Origin of the sequence: Paracoccus sp. MBLB3053 (assembly GCF_031822435.1) — a bacterium.
Classification (GTDB): Bacteria; Pseudomonadota; Alphaproteobacteria; order Rhodobacterales; family Rhodobacteraceae; genus Paracoccus; species Paracoccus aurantius.
In genome coordinates this window covers 1,048,558-1,064,434 of the sequence record NZ_JAVQLW010000001.1, presented here as the reverse complement: position 1 = coordinate 1,064,434, position 15,877 = coordinate 1,048,558, and the positions used below count along the sequence as shown (strand labels likewise).

Annotated in this window: 15 protein-coding genes, 2 tRNA genes and 1 riboswitch; of the genes, 5 read left to right on the top strand and 12 right to left on the bottom strand. The window is 64.6% G+C overall.

Features of this window, described 5'->3' with window-relative positions; genetic code table 11:
• Positions 1-2: 2 nt before the first annotated feature.
• Positions 3-1,304, top strand: a complete 1,302-nt coding sequence (locus RGQ15_RS05350) for an MlaD family protein (RefSeq protein ID WP_311159190.1) — start codon at positions 3-5, stop codon at positions 1,302-1,304.
• Between the two features lie 7 nt (positions 1,305-1,311).
• On the top strand, positions 1,312-1,944 hold the full coding sequence (locus RGQ15_RS05345; protein WP_311159189.1) for an ABC-type transport auxiliary lipoprotein family protein: 633 nt from the start codon (positions 1,312-1,314) through the stop codon (positions 1,942-1,944).
• A 57-nt stretch (positions 1,945-2,001) separates the two neighbouring features.
• Here RGQ15_RS05345 and RGQ15_RS05340 read toward each other — a convergent pair whose 3' ends face one another.
• Positions 2,002-3,105, bottom strand: coding sequence for a transglutaminase-like domain-containing protein (locus RGQ15_RS05340; RefSeq protein WP_311159188.1), 1,104 nt, complete (start codon positions 3,103-3,105; stop codon positions 2,002-2,004).
• A gap of 237 nt (positions 3,106-3,342) precedes the next feature.
• Between RGQ15_RS05340 and RGQ15_RS05335 the strand changes: the two genes are divergently transcribed.
• A tRNA-Ala gene (locus RGQ15_RS05335) sits at positions 3,343-3,418 on the top strand.
• 133 nt (positions 3,419-3,551) lie between these two features.
• Entirely contained in the window at positions 3,552-3,914 is a 363-nt protein-coding gene (locus tag RGQ15_RS05330) for a hypothetical protein (protein ID WP_311159187.1), read from the top strand.
• A gap of 342 nt (positions 3,915-4,256) precedes the next feature.
• Here RGQ15_RS05330 and RGQ15_RS05325 read toward each other — a convergent pair.
• The 11 genes from RGQ15_RS05325 to RGQ15_RS05275 all read right to left on the bottom strand — a co-directional run bounded on the left by RGQ15_RS05325 (position 4,257) and on the right by RGQ15_RS05275 (position 14,702).
• Positions 4,257-4,332 (bottom strand) — tRNA-Ala (locus RGQ15_RS05325).
• A gap of 35 nt (positions 4,333-4,367) precedes the next feature.
• Positions 4,368-4,814: a thioredoxin family protein gene (locus tag RGQ15_RS05320; RefSeq protein WP_311159186.1), complete on the bottom strand. Its 447-nt coding sequence runs from the start codon at positions 4,812-4,814 to the stop codon at positions 4,368-4,370.
• Positions 4,815-4,876: 62 nt separating this feature from the next.
• Positions 4,877-7,714: an aminomethyl-transferring glycine dehydrogenase gene (gene gcvP / locus RGQ15_RS05315; RefSeq protein WP_311159185.1), complete on the bottom strand. Its 2,838-nt coding sequence runs from the start codon at positions 7,712-7,714 to the stop codon at positions 4,877-4,879.
• Between the two features lie 123 nt (positions 7,715-7,837).
• The gene (gene gcvH / locus RGQ15_RS05310) at positions 7,838-8,194 is read right to left on the bottom strand and encodes a glycine cleavage system protein GcvH (RefSeq protein ID WP_311159184.1); all 357 of its coding nucleotides are present in this window, start codon (positions 8,192-8,194) and stop codon (positions 7,838-7,840) included.
• Positions 8,195-8,204: 10 nt separating this feature from the next.
• Positions 8,205-9,317 (bottom strand): glycine cleavage system aminomethyltransferase GcvT, encoded by a 1,113-nt coding sequence (gene gcvT, locus RGQ15_RS05305; RefSeq protein ID WP_311159183.1) that lies wholly within the window; start codon positions 9,315-9,317, stop codon positions 8,205-8,207.
• A gap of 131 nt (positions 9,318-9,448) precedes the next feature.
• Positions 9,449-9,538, bottom strand: a riboswitch (glycine riboswitch).
• Between the two features lie 55 nt (positions 9,539-9,593).
• Entirely contained in the window at positions 9,594-10,376 is a 783-nt protein-coding gene (locus RGQ15_RS05300; protein ID WP_311159182.1) for an SDR family oxidoreductase, read from the bottom strand.
• A 59-nt stretch (positions 10,377-10,435) separates the two neighbouring features.
• Entirely contained in the window at positions 10,436-10,777 is a 342-nt protein-coding gene (locus tag RGQ15_RS05295; protein WP_311159181.1) for a hypothetical protein, read from the bottom strand.
• Positions 10,774-11,391, bottom strand: coding sequence for a hypothetical protein (locus RGQ15_RS05290; RefSeq protein ID WP_311159180.1), 618 nt, complete (start codon positions 11,389-11,391; stop codon positions 10,774-10,776). Before RGQ15_RS05290 ends, RGQ15_RS05295 begins: the two co-directional genes overlap by 4 nt.
• A gap of 84 nt (positions 11,392-11,475) precedes the next feature.
• Positions 11,476-12,801: an ATP-binding response regulator gene (locus RGQ15_RS05285; protein WP_311159179.1), complete on the bottom strand. Its 1,326-nt coding sequence runs from the start codon at positions 12,799-12,801 to the stop codon at positions 11,476-11,478.
• Between the two features lie 3 nt (positions 12,802-12,804).
• On the bottom strand, positions 12,805-13,983 hold the full coding sequence (locus tag RGQ15_RS05280) for an FIST N-terminal domain-containing protein (RefSeq protein WP_311159178.1): 1,179 nt from the start codon (positions 13,981-13,983) through the stop codon (positions 12,805-12,807).
• Positions 13,984-13,991: 8 nt separating this feature from the next.
• On the bottom strand, positions 13,992-14,702 hold the full coding sequence (locus tag RGQ15_RS05275; protein WP_311159177.1) for a response regulator transcription factor: 711 nt from the start codon (positions 14,700-14,702) through the stop codon (positions 13,992-13,994).
• 190 nt (positions 14,703-14,892) lie between these two features.
• Between RGQ15_RS05275 and RGQ15_RS05270 the strand changes: the two genes are divergently transcribed.
• Positions 14,893-15,876 carry an ABC transporter substrate-binding protein gene (locus tag RGQ15_RS05270; RefSeq protein ID WP_311159176.1) on the top strand — a complete coding sequence of 328 codons (984 nt, stop codon included), beginning with the start codon at positions 14,893-14,895 and terminating at the stop codon, positions 15,874-15,876.
• Position 15,877 lies beyond the last annotated feature (1 nt).

The window sequence follows — 15,877 nt, the reverse complement described above, 5'->3', positions numbered from 1 at the left end:
GGATGGAGACCAAGGCAAATTTCGTCCTGATCGGCGCCTTCACCCTTGCCGGGTTTCTCGGACTTCTGGCCTTCCTGATGTGGTTCGCCAAGATCGAGCTGGACCGGCAATTCGCATATTACGACGTCTTCTTTCCCGAGGTGTCCGGCCTTGGCGTGACCTCGCAGGTGACCTATGCCGGTCTGATCGTGGGCACGGTCGTCGACATGGAATTGTCAGACGGGCCGAACGGGGCCGTCCGGGTTCGCATAGAAGTCGACGAGAACACGCCCATTCGCACGGATTCCCGCGCCTCGATCGAGATCCAGGGCGTCACCGGCGTCTACAACCTTGCAATCACCTCGGGCAGCACGGTCGCGCCCTTGCTGCGCAGCGTGAACACCGAGGGCATCCCCGTGATCGCCGCCAACCGATCGGCGCTGCAGACGCTTAGCGATCAGGGGCCCGAGATGATTTCGCGGCTGAACCAGGTCGCCGAGCAGATGAGCCGACTTCTGGGCGAAGAAAACCAGCAGCGCGTGGTCCGTATCCTCGACAATGTCGAACGCTCAAGCGCCAATCTCGACAAGGCGATTTCCGACGTGACCCGCGCGACCGAGGCCATTTCGTCCGCCGCGACCGATATCTCGACTTTCGGCAGCGACCTTCAGGGCATCGGCACGGCGGCCGAGGCGACGCTCGCCAATGCGGACAGGGCCCTGACCAAGTTCGCCGAAACGGCCACTCAAGCCGACGCGGCCCTGCAGGCAGGCACTTCTGCCCTGGACGAGGTCCGTGAATATGTCTCGGGCGATCTTCGTGGCCTGACGCAAAGCCTCGACCAGACGGCCAGGCAGGTCCAGTCGGACCTGAGCCAGCTGACAGAGCGCGCCGGCAGCAGCATGGACAGGCTCGACACCGCACTGGATGTCGGAGGCCGCACGCTCGCCTCGGCCGAGCGGGCCTTTGACGGTGCTGACAAGATGATCAACAGCGAAGTAGGCCCGGTTGCCGCCGATCTGCGCGCTACCCTGGCAAGGTTCAACGAAGCGATCGGCAGCGTGACCGAGGATGTTCCCCAGATCACGGCGCGGATGCGCGACGCGGCCGAAAGCGCCGACAGCGCCTTTGAAAGCATGCGCGCCATGCTGGACAGCGCGCGCGCGCCGGTGCAGGCTTTCACTCGTGACGGCCTGCCGCAATTCACGATGATGGCGCGCGACCTGCGGACGCTTGTGCAAAGCGTGAACCAGCTCGTCGACGCGCTGCGCCGCAACCCGTCACAGATCATCACCGGGCCGCGCACGCCCGAATTCCGCCGCTGAGGGTGCCATGACTCGATTGCTTTCCGCGACCATCCTGGCCCTGACGACGGCGCTGCCGGGATGCGCGGCGATCACCAACCTTTCCGGCGGGCCGTCACTCGAAGTCTTCGAAATCAGGCCTCTGGCGGGGGGCCCGAAAACATGCGGGCGCGGCCGGACGACCGAACTCGTCATAGAGGAACCCAAGGCCCGCGGCACGCTGAATACCGAACGGATCATGATCCGGCCTTCGACCTTGCAGACCCAGTACCTGCCCGACGCGCAATGGGGCGACACCGTGCCGATCACGCTGCAGAATCTTCTGGTGCGCGGCTTTGGCAGCTATGACGTCTTTACGCATGTCGGGCGCGCGCCCCTGGGATTGGGCGGTGATTACGCCCTGATCAGCGAAATCAATGATTTCAATGCCGAGGTATCCGGCAAGGGCGCGATCATCCGGCTGTCGGTCGATGCACAGCTCGTCCGCGAATCCGATGCAAGCGTCATTGCGCGTGGCAAATTCAGCACGACCGCTACATCGCCCACGACGCGGACCTCTGACCTCATCCCGGCCTTCGATGCCGCGGGCCAGCAATTGCTGGTCCAGATCACCGATTGGGGGCTGCAGGGCATTGGCGTCAACCCTGCCACTTGCCGCTGAGAATACAAAAGCCAAAGGGCCGGCAATCCGGCCCCTTCGCATTCCCCACTGCTGCGCTCAGGCCTCGCTGGCAGTCATCTCGTAAGTGAAGGATTTCGCGTCCAGTTCATCGATCAGCCGCTCACCGATGGTCGCCTGCGGATACATCAGGAAGGGGAGGCTTTCGGCGCGGCCAGAGAGATGCAGGTCCTCGGCAGTATTGTAGCCGACCCAGTTCCCCTCCCAATTGCCAAACAAAGCAGCATTGACCTGGACAACCAGCGGGTCCGAGGGGTCCTTGATCCAGCTCTCGGATTCGGCGCGCATGACCTTCAGGACATCGGCCGGGTCCATCGCGACCCAGCCAAAGCCGGACAGCCAGACTTCGGCCCGGCAGTGCTGGGCGCCCGTAATGGTGGGGCTGTTGGCCCCAAGCTGCTTGTAGCCGAAAGCCGAAGGCGCGACGCGGACACCGAACACGTCTCGCGCCGGAACGCCCGAGGCTCGTGCAAGCCCGACAAAGAGCCCGTTCAGATCGGCGCATTTCCCGCCCAGCCCAGCCGTCGTCAGCGTGGCCACATTGTCGCCCGGGCCGCAGCCCGGCGTGTCCATGTTGCGGTAGCAATGCGAGACGATCCAGGCATAGATCGCCCGGACCTTGTCGACATCGCTGTCGGCCCCGGCAGTGATCTTCTGCGCCGTCTCCGCGACAATGCCGTCGAGCGGCTTGTAGCTCGAAGGTTTCAGCGCCGCCTGAAGCACCGCGGGGTCCTCATGCATCTCGGTTGGGCTGGACCAGTCGATGGTCCGATTTCGGGTCTCGAAGCTGCTGATAAGTTCAAGTCGGGGCGCGCCGCCGCCCTCGAAAGTCGCATGGAGGTATCTGGCCCCGCTGGCCGGATCGGTGACGAGTTCGGCCGAGGTGGCATTTCCCGACCACTGGTCTTCAAGGCTGCGCTGGTAATCGGTCGTCAGCGAAGGCACGGGCAGCCAGACCTGGGCCGGGCTGTCGCCCTGCGGCAGGCTGATCACGGTGCGGGTTTCGAACCTGCGCCAAGCGGTCTCCGCCGGAGCATAGGGGCGGTCGCCCGCAAAGGCGAGACGCGCCATGCCGCCCACCAGGGGAGCAACCCCGGCAATGGCCGCCAATTTCAGAATACTGCGACGAGAGCTTGCAATCATCGGCTACCCTTTCATCGATCGCCCCGGAACCGGCCGGGCAAAATCAGCGTAATCGCGAGACCTGATTGCCTCAACAGCTTTATCAAGAAAGAGCGATCCTTGGCCAGGGCGCCCCGCCACTGAGCCGGGGCTGCCGCGCGGATGCGACCGGCAGGTTTTTTTCCGCTTGCGCCCGGCCCACCTCGCCAATATACGACGCCCGCAAGGATGGCGCGCGCCGCCGTCCCGACCTCCGGTGGGGCCATAGCTCAGTTGGTAGAGCGCTTGAATGGCATTCAAGAGGTCAGGGGTTCGACTCCCCTTGGCTCCACCAAATCATCCCTGAAAAGCCCCAGATAGGTCTGCTTTTCTCGTCAGAGTTTTTGCCTCTGACGCGTGTCCCCTGCTAGGTGTCTGATCCCACGGTTTGATGGCGCGATCCATTCTTTGAGATGGAGGAATGCCCTATGGGACAAGTTCGTCACGGAAGCGCCACGACCACGCACGCCATCCGAGCAGCAAGACAGCGATCGGAACCTCATGTCTTCTTCCATGTCGATCTCGCCGAGGTGCAGACTGCCGAAGGGAAGCACCATCTCTTCGTCGCCAATGACAGAAGCAGCAAGTTTGCCTTCGTTCGCCTTGTTCGAGAGACCGGCAAGCTGGCTTCGGCCCAGTTCCTGCGCGATCTGATCGCGGCAGTGCCCTATCCGATCCACACGGTGCCGACAGACAATGACATGCAATTCGCAAATCGAAGAGTCGATCCCAGCGCCTACGGCACATCTTCGGGCGCGCATGCCGTGAACACGGCACAGATTTCCGGCTGACAAAGGCGACCCCGCCCCGGAGCAGCGAAGATCAGAAAACAATCCGCGGGACGGCTTCACTGAGTGGCAGGCAGGTCGAGCGGATGAACCGCACGATCAGAAAGCCAACCCTCCAGCGCTTCCACGACGAATGCCATGCGCAGCCATACGACTACGTCTGCAAGGTCTCGCCCTCAGAGCCAGGTCGGTTCGCCCTGAATCCGAGCCACCATGTGCAGCGACTGGACCCGCAAGGCGCTTTTCGAGATTCTACAAAAAAAAAAAATGCTGAGTCCGCGCCAAGTGGGAAACACCAGCGCGACAGGCGCCCCATAAAACACTGAATTTCGGAAGACAGGTGCCTGGTGGAGCCGAGGGGAATCGAACCCCTGGCCTCATCATTGCGAACGATGCGCTCTACCAACTGAGCTACGGCCCCACTGCCGGGTTAATTGAACTGCGGCTTCAGGATTGTCAAGATGCTCGCAAGCGGGCGCCGGCTTCGGCAAATCGGACCAGCTCGGCGGCGGGGCGGGCACCGGCCTCGCGCGCGATCTCGCGGCCGCCACAGAACAGGATGAAGGCCGGAATGCCTCGGATGTTCCAGCGCTGGCTCGCCTGCGGATGGCTCTGCGTGTCGATCTTGGCCAGCCGCACGCGACCCCGAAGCTGCTGCGCGGCCTTCTCGAATTCCAGCGCCATCGCCCGGCAGGGCCCGCACCAGGGCGCCCAGAAATCGACGAGCAGAGGCACCTCGTCATTGCGGGCGGCCTTCTGCAGGGTCTCGAAATCGACGGGCTGGGACTTCGCGGCCATCAGCCCCGCGCCGCAGATGCCGCATTTCGGCGATTCGGCGAGGCGCTCGGCGGGCAGGCGGTTCACCTGTCCGCAGGACAGGCAGGTCAGTTTGAGGGCGGGCATCGCGGGTCTCCGGGGCGTTTCCCCAAAGATGATCCCGCGATGCCCGATTTCAATGGGCGCGCTTATTCAGCGGCTTCGGCATAATCCTCGACCGGCGGGCAGGTGCAGACCAGGTTGCGGTCGCCATAGGCGTTGTCGACGCGGCCGACCGGCGGCCAGTACTTGTCGACGCGGAACGCGCCCGGCGGGAAGCAGCCCTGCTCGCGCGAATATTCGCGGTCCCAGTCGGCCACCAGGTCCTCGACCGTATGGGGCGCATGGCGCAGCGGGCTGGCCTCGGCGCTGATGCGGCCTTCGGCGATCTCGGTGATCTCGGCGCGGATCGCGAGGAAGGCGGTGATCAGGCGGTCGATCTCGGCCTTGGTTTCCGACTCAGTCGGCTCGACCATCAGCGTGCCAGCGACCGGCCAGCTCATGGTCGGTGCGTGGAAGCCGTTGTCGATCAGGCGCTTGGCGATGTCATCCACGGTCACGCCATGGGCCTGGAACGGCCGCATGTCGAGAATGCATTCATGCGCCACGCGGCCGCGATTGCCCATGAACAGCACCGGGAAGGCCCCGGCGAGGCGGCTCGCGATGTAATTCGCGTTCAGGATCGCGACGCGCGTCGCCTGCGTCAGCCCCTCGCCGCCCATCATCAGGCAATAGGCCCAGGAGATCAGCAGGATCGAGGCCGAACCCCAGGGCGCCGCCGAGACCGCCCCCAGATCGCCGGTGCGCGGGTCCGAGGGCAGGAAGGGCGCGAGATGCGACTTCACGCCGATCGGGCCCATGCCGGGACCGCCGCCGCCATGCGGAATCGCAAAGGTCTTGTGCAGGTTCAGGTGGCTCACGTCGCCGCCGATCTCGCCCGGTTTGACCAGTCCGACCAGCGCGTTCATGTTCGCGCCGTCGATATAGACCTGGCCGCCATGGTCATGGGTGATCTGGCAGACCTCGCGCACGGTGTCCTCGAAGACGCCATGGGTCGAGGGATAGGTGATCATCACCGCCGCCAGCTTGTCGCCCGCCTTGGCCGCCTTGTCGGCGAAATCCTCGAGGTCGATATCACCGTTCGGCGCCGATTTCACGACGACGACCTTCATGCCGCACATCTGCGCCGAGGCCGGGTTCGTGCCATGGGCCGAGACCGGGATCAGGCAGATGTCACGATCCTCGCCGCGCGAGCGGTGATAGGCCGCGATGGTCAGCAGGCCTGCATATTCGCCCTGCGCACCCGAGTTCGGCTGCAGAGAGAAGGCCTCATAGCCGGTGATCTCGCAAAGCTTCGCGGTCAGGTCGGCAAAGACCTCGTGATAGCCGGCGGCCTGGTCCTCGGGGGCAAACGGGTGCAGCGCGCCGAATTCCGGCCAGGTGATCGGCATCATCTCGGCGGCGGCGTTCAGCTTCATCGTGCAGGACCCCAGCGGGATCATCGCACGGTCCAGCGCCAGGTCGCGATCCGACAGGCGGCGCATGTAGCGCATCATTTCCGACTCGGCCCGGTTCATGTGGAACACGGGATGGGTCAGGTAGTCGCTTTCGCGGATCAAGGCTTCCGGGATCGCCGGAGCGCTCGCGGCCTCGGCAGCATCGGTGACGCCGAAAGCGTCCAGAACCCGCGCGATGACGCCCGCATCCGTGGTCTCGTCGACCGAGATGCCGACCCGGTCACGACCGACCTTGCGCAGGTTGATACCTCGATGGCGGGCGGCGGCCATGATGCCCTGCTGGCCGACGCCGACGCGCACGGTGACGGTGTCGAAGAAGGCCTCGGGCTCGACCTCGGCCCCGGCGGCGCGCAGCGCATTGGCAAGCGTCACCGCGTTCAGATGGACGCGCTGCGCGATCGCCTTCAGCCCGACCGGGCCGTGGAAGACGGCATAGAAGCTGGCCATGACCGCCAGCAGCGCCTGGGCGGTGCAGACGTTCGAGGTCGCTTTCTCGCGGCGGATATGCTGCTCGCGGGTCTGCAGCGACAGGCGATAGGCCTTGTTGCCCTTGGCGTCGATCGAGACGCCGACAATGCGGCCCGGCATGGCGCGCTTCATTTCGTCGCGGCAGGACATGAAGCCTGCATGCGGACCGCCATAGCCCATCGGCACGCCGAAACGCTGGGCCGAGCCCACGGCGATGTCAGCGCCCATCGCGCCCGGCTCTTTCAGGACGCAAAGGGCCAGCAGATCGGTCGCGACGATGGCAACGGCACCAGCGGCATGCAGCGCCGCGCATTCCTCGGTCAGGTCGCGAATATGGCCGAAAGTGCCGGGATACTGGAAGATCGCGCCGAAGACGGTTGTCGGGTCCAGTTCCTCGGGCGCACCGCGGACAATCTCGATGCCCAGTGGTTCGGCGCGGGTCTCGATCACCGAGATGGTCTGCGGATGCAGGTTCTCGCTGACGAAGAAAACTTTCGACTTCGACCTGGCGACGCGTTGCGCCATGGCCATTGCCTCGGCGGCGGCGGTCGCCTCGTCCAGAAGCGAGGCGTTGGCAACCGGCAGGCCCGTGAGGTCCGAAACCATGGTCTGGTAATTCAGCAACGCCTCGAGCCGGCCCTGCGCGATCTCGGGCTGGTAAGGGGTGTAGGCCGTGTACCATGCCGGGTTTTCAAGGATATTGCGCTGGATGGCCGGGGGGGTGACGGTGCCGTAATAGCCCTGCCCGATCAGGCTGGTCATGACGCGGTTGCGTTCGGCCACCTCTCGCATGCGCTGCAGCAGAGCGGCCTCGGACAAAGCCGGCCAATCCAGCGGCTTTTCCTGGCGGATGCTGGCGGGCACGGTCTGTTCGATCAGGGTTTCGAGCGTGTTTGCGCCAACGACCTTCAGCATGGCCTCCATCTCGGCCGGAGACGGGCCGATATGACGCCGGTTGGCGAAATCGTCGGGGTTATAGGTGGTCGGGGTCCAGGGGGCCATGTGCGCCTTCCAGTCAGATCGCTTGATGCCGCACGCGCGGCGTCACTCGTGAAAGATTGTGCTTTGGGAAACGGGGGCAGGTTGCCCCCGCGTGGCCGGGCCGGTCGGCCCGGCGCAACCGGCTCAGCCGATCATCTCGTTATAGGCGGCCTCGTCCATGAAGCCGTCGAGGTCCATGGATGCGGGCTTGATGCGGAAGAACCAGGTGCCCAGGGCATCCTCGTTCACCGCGCCGGGCGTGTCGGGCAGCGCCTCGTTCACGGCGGTGATGGTGCCGGCGACCGGGGCCACGATGTCCGAGGCGGCCTTGACCGATTCGATCACGACGATTTCTTCGCCGGCATCGACCTCGCGGCCGACTTCCGGCAGTTCGATGAAGACGACGTCGCCCAGTTGCTCGGTCGCATAGGCGGTGATGCCGACGATGATCTCGTCGCCATCCTGTTTCAGCCACTCGTGGTCTTCGGTGTATTTCAGCATGCCTGGCCTCTCAGCGCTTGTAGCTCGGTTTGTGGAAGGGAATGGGGGTCAGCAGGACGGGCAGACGCTTGCCGCGAAGCTCTGCGTAAACGGTCGCGCCCTCCGCCAGTTCCAAAGGCAGGATCGCCATGGCGATGGGCCCGCCGACCGAGGGGCCGAAGCCACCCGAGCAGACCTTGCCGACGGCCTCGCCGCCCTCGGTTCCTGCGAAGATCTCGACGCCCTCGCGGATCGGGGCGCGGCCCTCGGGGCGCAGCCCGCGACGGGTTTTCGCGGCACCGGCGGCCAGTTCGGAAAGGATCGCATCGGCGCCGGGGAAACCGCCCTCACGCGCGCCGCCCAGGCGGCGAACCTTGGGGATCGACCAACCAAGGGCCGCGGCGGCGGGGCTGGTTTCCGTGTCCATGTCATGGCCGTAAAGCGGCATCCCGGCTTCCAGCCGCAGGCTGTCGCGGGCGCCAAGACCGATCGGGGCTACCTCATCCTGCGCAAGAAGCGCGGTGGCGAACTCCTCGGTAACGCCCTCGGGGATCGAGATTTCGAACCCGTCTTCGCCGGTATAGCCCGAGCGGCTGATCCAGAGCGTCGTGCCCTGCCAGTCGAATTCCGCCACATCCATGAATTTCATCGCCTCGACGCCGGGCACCAGGGCCGAGAGCACGGTTTCGGCCTCGGGGCCTTGCAGCGCGACCAGCGCGCGACCAGCGACCGGCTCGACCGAGATCCCCTGCGCTTCCAGCTGGCGCAGATGCGCGATGTCCTGATCGACGCAGGCGGCGTTCACCACAAGGAACAGGTGGTCGCCCTTGTTTGCGATCATCAGGTCGTCAAGGATGCCGCCCGCCGCGTTGGTGAAAAGGCCATAGCGCTGACGGCCCTGCCCCAGCCCGACGACATCCGCGGGCACAAGCGTTTCCAGCGCCTTGGCGACATTCTCGCCGCGCAGGATCACCTGGCCCATGTGACTGACATCGAACAGACCGGCCTTGGTGCGGGTGTGCAAGTGCTCACCCATCACGCCCATCGGATATTGGACCGGCATTTCCCAGCCGGCAAAGGGCACCATCTTCGCCCCTTGGGCGATGTGCAGATCGTAAAGCTTCGTGCGCCGCAATTCGGCCATGGGCATCCCTCATCTGGCGGACAGGCCTATCCCGTCCGTTTCGATGCCCCCTCTGTCCCTACCCCGTGGGGGCGCCTGAGATCGTTATCCCTTCGGCGTGCGGCCTGACGGCCGCCTCTCTCCAGAGTCTTCTGTGGAAAACGGTTCGTTTTGCCTGAGAGTTTACCGGGGCGGTTGCTCCTTCGGCCCTGGCATCCGCCAGTGTCTCCCGATTTCCGACTTTCGTCGTAGCCGGGCGGCAGGATTCTGGCAAGAGCCTACCTGCCGCCCGCCCCCTCAGATCGAGATGTTGGACGCGCCGCCATCCAGCAGAATGTTCTGCCCCACGATGAATCGCGCATGTTGGCTGCAAAGGAAGGCGCATGTCGCCCCGAAATCCTCGGCCGTGCCGTAGCTGTGGGTCGGAATGGTCTGTTCGCGGCGGTGGCGGGCTTCTTCGATGCTGATCCCCTCGGCCTTGGCGACGCCGCCATCAAGGCTCTCGGCGCGGTCGGTGGCATGGATGCCCGGCAGCAGGTTGTTCACCACGACGCCCTTGGGCGCGACCTGCCGCGACATGCCCGCGACAAAGCCCGTCAGGCCCGAGCGGGCGGCGTTCGACAGGCCTAGGATCGCGATCGGCGTCCTGACCGATTGCGAGGTGATGTTCACGACGCGGCCCCAGCCACGTTCCATCATGCCCGGAACCAGCGCCTGCATGAGCGCGACCGCGCTCAGCATGTTGGCATCCAACGCCTTGATGAAATCGTCGCGGTTCCAATCGGTCCACTTCCCGGGCGGAGGGCCGCCGGCATTGTTCACCAGAATGTCAGCCTGACCGCCCAGCGCCTCAAGCACGGCGGCGCGGCCTTCATCGGTGGTGATATCGGCAGCCACCGGCGTCACATTCACACCGTATTTCGCGGCAATCTCGCTGGCGGTCTTTTCCAGCGCCTCGGCGCCACGAGCGTTGATGACCAGATCGACGCCGGCCTCGGCCAGCGCCTCGGCGCAACCGCGGCCCAGCCCTTTCGACGCGGCGCAGACCAGTCCGCGCTTGCCCTTGATCCCCAGATCCATGCGTTTCCCTCCTGATTAGGTTGCCGCCAAGGAAACGCGGAGCAACGCGATTGTCCAGTTCAGAAGCAGAGTATCTCGGCCTCTGCCTCCGCTCGCCGGTATGTCGCAACCATGTCATTGACCTGCAGGCCCTGCCGGAACACGCCGGCGCGCTCGCCCGAGGTCTGGCGCATCCGCAAGACGGTTTCGGCCCGGACATAGTCGTCATAGGAAAGGATAGACGCGATCTGGTCGATGGCACAGGAACATTTGTCGAGCATGTCGCGTGTTTGACCGTTCGTCGCCATGCAGACGAAGACATAATCCGCCCGTGCATTCGTCGGGTAGTCATTGACGGCCTGCGCATCGACCGAGCCGGCCCATGATACGAATGCCGCACATAAAAGCGCCGTTCGGGTCATTGCAGCACCATCTCGCTGACATAGGCGGGCCTGTCGCCTGCAAGCGGCCCTGTCTTTGCCGCCATGCGCCGGATCGGCAGCTTCGGATCGCCGAGAGTGAAGCGCAGCTCGAGCGTTTCGAACCCGAACATGCGCGCCTTGTTCTTGTCCTCGGTGAAGGGGGCGAAGATCGCGACCCTCTGTCCGTCATCCTCGACCACTTTCCCGCCACGGAAAAGCGCGTCCTTCAGGCGGTTGCGAATGTAGAAGGGACTGCCTCCGGTCAGTGCCGCCATGTCGCGCGCCGTCGTCTCGAGGAAGAAGGTCAGCGCCGGGTCGCCACCCGAAATCGGAAACGGCCCGATCCTGCGCTTGGTGCGGGCGGTGTCTTCGGCCAGTTGCAGCGCGGGCTTTCCGTCCGAGGCATCGATGATCCGGTCGAGCGTGATCCTGCCCTGTCCCAGGGGCTGAAACCCCTCGACCGCGGGTCCCTTCTGATCCAGCACCCAGACAAGCGGGCCGTCGGGCATGTTCCAGGGTCCCCGATCCGCAAAGACGAGATCCCCCGCCTCGCCGGCCCGAGCCGCTGAAGCGGCAAGCAGACCCAGCAGGGCCAATGAACACAAGAGTCGCATTTTCGTCCTTTCCTCCCCTTAGCCGAAACTGCCTCGGTGACCTTACTGGCGGAAGTCCGGGCGCCCCGCTCTGCGGCTTTGGTCTTAGGCAAGCATCCGCTGCAGGACGACCTGCAGATCCTCGGGCCGGACCGGTTTCTCCAGCACCGGAACGCCCATCGCGACACTTGCCCGGACCATCTCGGGATCGCGCCGCGCCGAGACGATGATCGCCGGTATCGCCTGGCCTGCCGCGCTGCGCAGGGCACGGATGGCATCGAGCCCGGTATCGGTGTGGTCCAGATTGTAATCTGCAATCACGACATCGGGCGGTTCGTCCCCCATCATTGCCAGCGCCTCGGATGTACCGCCGCTGACCCGCGCGACCATCCCCAGCCTGTCCCGCAGGATCAACTGATACGCGCGGCGCATCGCATGATCGTTCTCGACCACCAGCGCGACGCGGCCTCGCAGGGAGGGGCCGTCCGGCGCAGCCACCGCGCCATGCGACTGGCTTTCGGAGCCGACCAGCGGCAGGCTGACCCGAAAGACCGTTCCCCGCCCCGGTTCGCTGTCCATCGCGATGGGATGCCCCAGCTTGGCGCAGGCCCGGCGCACGATCGAAAGCCCCAGCCCCATCCCCGGTGCGCCACCTTCCCGGCTGATGCGGTGGAATTCGTCGAAGATCCGGGCCCTGTCAGGTGCGGCGATCCCGATCCCGGTATCCATGATTTCAAGCCAGGCCCGCCCTCCCCGCTTGCGGACGCCGACAAGCACTCCGCCAGCATCGGTATACTTGATGGCGTTGGATACGAGATTCTGTGCGATGCGGCGCAGGAATGTCGGATCGCTTTCGACCACCGCCGAAGTTGGCGCAAATCGCAGTGCAAGCCCCTTGGCCTCGGCCATCGGGGTATATTCGGCGGCCAGCCGGCGAAACAGCTCGCCCAGATCGACCGGCTTGCGCTGAAACTCGATCCGCTGGCTGTCGAGGCGCGAGATGTCCAAGACGGCATGCATCAGTTCCTCGACCGACTCGAAGGCCCCCGATAGGCGTTGGGCCAATTCGGCCTGCAAATCGTCCATCTGCGTGTCCTGCAACGCCGAAAGAAACAGCTTTGCGGCCGAAAGCGGCTGCAAGAGATCATGGCTCGCCGCGCGCAGGAAACGTGTCTTCGAGCGGTTCGCCTCTTCGGCAAGAGCGCGGGCGACGGCCAGTTCGCGATTGCGTTCCGACAGATCCGCCATCGCCTGTTCCAGTTCGCGTGTCCGCACCTGAACCTCCCGCTCCAGCGCGACGGCAGCCTGGAACATCGACCAGGCCGAGCCACGGCTTTCCTCGAGCCGATCAATGCGATCGACCAGGACATCCGAAATGCGTGATAGTTTCTCGACCCGCCTGGTTTCGCTGTCCTCGTCGCGAAGGAACATGGCTCAGCCCCCTTCCGGCGACATCAGCGCCACGCCCACGAATGTCTGGTTCACATGCATGCCGCTATGCTGTTCGCCATAGGTGTTGAACCCGGCCACGCGGTAGCGCGCAAAAAGCTGCGACATCTGCCCGGCCATGCCCGCACGTTCGAGCGCGAGGCGGCGCAGGATGCAGTCGAATCCAAGCACCATCAGCGGAGGACGCGGCAATCCATCCATCGCGTCAGCAAAGCCTTGCGTCATGTCCACCGCGCGGCCCAACGTCAGGATGTTGCCTTCTTCGATGCCGGAAAGCAGCTGCAACCCGGCTCCGGGTGTCAGTGCGCGAATGGCGCGGACATGATGGCGTCTGCCCGTGCGCAACAGAAGCGGATGGCGGGCGAATTCCGTCGCCGTGAGCGAGTCACAGGGAATTCCGGCCAGTCGCGCATATTCTTCGGCTGCGGGCTCGGCATTCAATTCCCAGATAATGCGGTTATGCGGATCGGCAGCCGTCACCACGGCGCGGCGGTCGGTCGGCCGGAAATGCGCAAATGATACCTCGGACACCGCAAGATCGGTTTCCATCAGCAGGAAAAGCGCCGCATCCCGCTGCTCGCGTCCATCGACCATCTGGCAGGTCGGCAGGAAATTCATGCCCTTGGCGGTCGAGCCGCCGACGATGGGCAGGCCCGGTATCGCAGCATCCAGCGTGGCCACCAGAACATCTTCCTGCCGGGCCAGCGCATCGGCCAGAAGCACCCCGAAGATCGAGCGCCGCGGGTCGGGCCTGAACTCGGCGTGAAGACGGCGCAGGGACGCCATCCAGCCCGACACCGGAACCTGGGACTGGTTGCGAAGGACACAGATGCCAATGCGAAAACTGGCCGCCGGAAAGCCCAGTGCGACCACGCTGTCGCTTGCATAGCCGTGGGGCCCGATCTCTCCGGCCGACGAGCATCCGACAATCCTGCAGCCGGGCCCGAACCGGGCATGCAATCCCGCACCGAGATGCGACAGCCCGTCGGACGGATCGCCGAAAATCAGAACGAGCGAAGGATCGACCGGCGCGAGCGCCGCATGGATACGATCCTCAAGATCTTGCAGGGCCGCCGGGAAGGTGACCGCAAGAGGCGAAGCTGGAACGATCGAGGCCGGTTCTCGGCTTTCGGGTGACCTATCGCCCGGCCAAGGCTCGGGCATGGCGGAGTTCATACGGGTTCGAACAGCCTCACGCTGTTGGCCAGAAGCACGGCCTGGGTGCGGCGGCGCGCGTTGATCTTGGACATGATCGCGGTGATATGCGTCTTGACCGTGGCTTCGGCAATGGAAAGTTCGTAGCTGATTTCCTTGTTCGCCTTGCCTTGGCAGATCAGGCGCAGGATCTTCATCTGCTGTGGCGTGAGGCTGGCGAAACGCTGCGCCAGCGCAGCGCGTGCAGCGTCTTCTTCGCCCGCATGGCCCGGCTCATAGCCTTCCGGGGTGACGTGTTCGCCTTCCCACATGCGCCGCAAGCTGTCGACAAGCGACTCGCGGCCCAGGGACTTCGAAAGATAACCCTGCGCCCCGGCCGCCATCGCCGCCGAAATCATCGCATCCTCGAGATCGGCCGAGATCATCGTTATGGGAACCTCTGGCATCTGGCGACGAAGGGCGACCAGCCCTTCGGTGCCACGCGCATCGGGCAGGTTCAGGTCAAGAATGACGGCATCGGGAACGCCCTGACTTCGGATCTGTTCCTGCGCAGAGGCAAGACTGCGCGCGGTTCGGACATTCTTCAGCCCGAAGCTGATCTTGAGCGTCAGCGCCAGCGCGTCGCACATCAAGGGGTGGTCATCTATGATCAGGATCTCGCGCACGCGCTCCGCAAGGAGCCGGGGCGCAGAACTTCGATCCTGCATCTGTTGCATGGCTAGGGCCATCGTTCTCCTCCCAAAGAAACGAATGGGGCCGGGCTCGCATCTCCGGCGGTAACCTGGGGTCATCTTAGTCTGCGTGGGGAATGAAGCAAGCCTCATGGCGGAACCGGGGAAAATCACCTAAGACTTCGGACGTATTGGTGCTTCACAGGCGGCGTGGCAGGCTTGGCACAGCAGATGGAGGCGAAGAACGATGCGACTGACCCGAAGACTGATCCTGCTCGGCGGGGCGGTGATCCTTGCCGGGCTTGCTGGTCGTGGCTCGGCCGCTACGGATCTGCCCGTGATCCGCATCGGCACGCTTGAGAACGGCACCGTCAACTGGGAAATCCAGACCATCATCAAGCAGGGGCTCGACACGGCCAACGGCTTCCGGCTCGTGCCTCTGATCCTAGCAGGCAATCCCGCCACCCAGGTCGCCATGCAGGGTGGAGAGGTTGACACGATCGTTTCGGACTGGCTCTGGGTCGCCCAGCAGCGCGCACGCGGGACCGATTTCACCTTCCTGCCCTATTCGACTTCGGTAGGGGGGCTGATGGTCAATGCGGACAGCCAGATCCAGAGCCTTGCCGATCTGAAGGGCAAGAAGATCGGCATCGCCGGCGGTCCCGTCGACAAAAGCTGGCTCATCCTGCGCGCCTGGTCGCGAGAGGAGCTGGGAGAAGACCTTGCGGACGTGACCGAGCAAGTCTTCGGCGCGCCGCCCATGATCCAGAATGCCGCCGAAACCGGCGAGGTCGATGCCGCGATCAACTTCTGGCATTTCCAGGCCAAGATGCAGGCGCGCGGCATGCGCGAACTGGTTTCCGTCGAGACGGCCGCGAAGGATCTGGGGCTCGATCCTTCGACGCCGCTGCTGGGATATGTCCTGCGTGAAAGCTGGATCGCCGATCATCCGGAGCTTGCCTCGGGGCTTGCTCATGCATCGCGGGCGGCCAAGGATCTGCTGGCCAGTGACGATGCCGCCTGGGAGGAAATCCGCAGCTATGTGAACGCGGCGGATGAAGCCGAGTTCAACGCGCTCAGGGCCGGCTGGAGAGCAGGCATTCCGCCGGCCGGACCGGTCAATGCCGAGAATGCAGCCAGGATGTTCGCCACCATGTCCGAACTGGGCGGCGACGAGCTGACAGGTGGCGTTTCAGAACTGCCGGACGGGCTTTTCTGGGCGCCGGAGTAAC

What these genes read in the sequence shown, in the direction of transcription:
- gcvH (WP_311159184.1), bottom strand. Translation starts at nt 8,194, where the DNA reads ATGCTGAAATACACCGAAGACCACGAGTGGCTGAAACAGGATGGCGAC.
- gcvP (WP_311159185.1), bottom strand. Translation starts at nt 7,714, where the DNA reads ATGGCCCCCTGGACCCCGACCACCTATAACCCCGACGATTTCGCCAAC.
- RGQ15_RS05345 (WP_311159189.1), top strand. Translation starts at nt 1,312, where the DNA reads ATGACTCGATTGCTTTCCGCGACCATCCTGGCCCTGACGACGGCGCTG.
- gcvT (WP_311159183.1), bottom strand. Translation starts at nt 9,317, where the DNA reads ATGGCCGAATTGCGGCGCACGAAGCTTTACGATCTGCACATCGCCCAA.
- RGQ15_RS05275 (WP_311159177.1), bottom strand. Translation starts at nt 14,702, where the DNA reads ATGGCCCTAGCCATGCAACAGATGCAGGATCGAAGTTCTGCGCCCCGG.
- RGQ15_RS05270 (WP_311159176.1), top strand. Translation starts at nt 14,893, where the DNA reads ATGCGACTGACCCGAAGACTGATCCTGCTCGGCGGGGCGGTGATCCTT.
- RGQ15_RS05340 (WP_311159188.1), bottom strand. Translation starts at nt 3,105, where the DNA reads ATGATTGCAAGCTCTCGTCGCAGTATTCTGAAATTGGCGGCCATTGCC.
- RGQ15_RS05330 (WP_311159187.1), top strand. Translation starts at nt 3,552, where the DNA reads ATGGGACAAGTTCGTCACGGAAGCGCCACGACCACGCACGCCATCCGA.
- RGQ15_RS05320 (WP_311159186.1), bottom strand. Translation starts at nt 4,814, where the DNA reads ATGCCCGCCCTCAAACTGACCTGCCTGTCCTGCGGACAGGTGAACCGC.
- RGQ15_RS05300 (WP_311159182.1), bottom strand. Translation starts at nt 10,376, where the DNA reads ATGGATCTGGGGATCAAGGGCAAGCGCGGACTGGTCTGCGCCGCGTCG.
- RGQ15_RS05295 (WP_311159181.1), bottom strand. Translation starts at nt 10,777, where the DNA reads ATGACCCGAACGGCGCTTTTATGTGCGGCATTCGTATCATGGGCCGGC.
- RGQ15_RS05290 (WP_311159180.1), bottom strand. Translation starts at nt 11,391, where the DNA reads ATGCGACTCTTGTGTTCATTGGCCCTGCTGGGTCTGCTTGCCGCTTCA.
- RGQ15_RS05285 (WP_311159179.1), bottom strand. Translation starts at nt 12,801, where the DNA reads ATGTTCCTTCGCGACGAGGACAGCGAAACCAGGCGGGTCGAGAAACTA.
- RGQ15_RS05350 (WP_311159190.1), top strand. Translation starts at nt 3, where the DNA reads ATGGAGACCAAGGCAAATTTCGTCCTGATCGGCGCCTTCACCCTTGCC.
- RGQ15_RS05280 (WP_311159178.1), bottom strand. Translation starts at nt 13,983, where the DNA reads ATGCCCGAGCCTTGGCCGGGCGATAGGTCACCCGAAAGCCGAGAACCG.